This window comes from Dellaglioa sp. CoH-57-MRSF-21, from assembly GCF_056781915.1.
On the sequence record NZ_JBXAXU010000010.1, the window covers coordinates 3443 to 5228 of the forward strand.

General features: G+C 48.5%; 1 rRNA gene. It reads right to left on the reverse strand.

The window, feature by feature from the left end:
* Positions 1–55: 55 nt before the first annotated feature.
* Positions 56–1616 (reverse strand): 16S ribosomal RNA (locus tag AC1RPQ_RS07545).
* Positions 1617–1786: the final 170 nt, after the last annotated feature.

A 1786-nucleotide genomic window follows, 5' to 3' on the forward strand; every position in this document is an offset into this window, starting at 1 on the left:
CCTCAAAACTAAACAAATTTTCGACAAGTGTGTAGGTTTCCGTAATATTCCTTAGAAAGGAGGTGATCCAGCCGCAGGTTCTCCTACGGCTACCTTGTTACGACTTCACCCTAATCATCTGTCCCACCTTAGACGGCTGGCTCCTAAAAGGTTACCTCACCGGCTTTGGGTGTTACAAACTCTCATGGTGTGACGGGCGGTGTGTACAAGGCCCGGGAACGTATTCACCGCGGCATTCTGATCCGCGATTACTAGCGATTCCAACTTCATGTAGGCGAGTTGCAGCCTACAATCCGAACTGAGAACGGCTTTAAGAGATTAGCTTAACCTCGCGGTCTCGCAACTCGTTGTACCGTCCATTGTAGCACGTGTGTAGCCCAGGTCATAAGGGGCATGATGATTTGACGTCATCCCCACCTTCCTCCGGTTTGTCACCGGCAGTCTCATTAGAGTGCCCAACTAAATGCTGGCAACTAATAATAAGGGTTGCGCTCGTTGCGGGACTTAACCCAACATCTCACGACACGAGCTGACGACAACCATGCACCACCTGTCATTCTGTCCCCGAAGGGAACGGCCTATCTCTAGGTTTGTCAGAAGATGTCAAGACCTGGTAAGGTTCTTCGCGTTGCTTCGAATTAAACCACATGCTCCACCGCTTGTGCGGGCCCCCGTCAATTCCTTTGAGTTTCAACCTTGCGGTCGTACTCCCCAGGCGGAGTGCTTAATGCGTTAGCTGCAGCACTGAAGGGCGGAAACCCTCCAACACTTAGCACTCATCGTTTACGGCATGGACTACCAGGGTATCTAATCCTGTTTGCTACCCATGCTTTCGAACCTCAGCGTCAGTTACAGACCAGAGAGCCGCTTTCGCCACTGGTGTTCTACCATATATCTACGCATTTCACCGCTACACATGGTGTTCCACTCTCCTCTTCTGCACTCAAGTTATCCAGTTTCCAATGCATTTCTTCGGTTGAGCCGAAGGCTTTCACATCAGACTTAAAAAACCGCCTGCGTTCGCTTTACGCCCAATAAATCCGGATAACGCTTGCCACCTACGTATTACCGCGGCTGCTGGCACGTAGTTAGCCGTGGCTTTCTGGTTAGATACCGTCACTAGGTAAACAGTTACTCTTACCTACATTCTTCTCTAACAACAGAGCTTTACGATCCGAAAACCTTCTTCACTCACGCGGCGTTGCTCCATCAGACTTTCGTCCATTGTGGAAGATTCCCTACTGCTGCCTCCCGTAGGAGTTTGGGCCGTGTCTCAGTCCCAATGTGGCCGATCACCCTCTCAGGTCGGCTACGTATCATTGCCTTGGTGGGCCTTTACCTCACCAACTAGCTAATACGCCGCGGGTCCATCCAAAAGTGACAGCTTACGCCGTCTTTCATTATCAAACCATGCGGTTTAACAAATTATGCGGTATTAGCACCTGTTTCCAAGTGTTATCCCCCTCTTTTGGGCAGGTTACCCACGTGTTACTCACCCGTTCGCCACTCATTATCTTCGGTGAGTGCAAGCACTCGGTGAAGATAATGCGTTCGACTTGCATGTATTAGGCACGCCGCCAGCGTTCATCCTGAGCCAGGATCAAACTCTCATATAAAAAGTTGATTGCTCTTATTGTTTTGTTACTTTTTGAAACTAGCGAATTGACTTCGCAAATGTTTGCTCTTAACTCTTAGTTAAGAGACCCTACACATTTGATTTGTCGAAAATTTGTTCAGTTTTCAAAGATCTACTTGGTTGCTTTTGACAACTTTTATATCATATCAA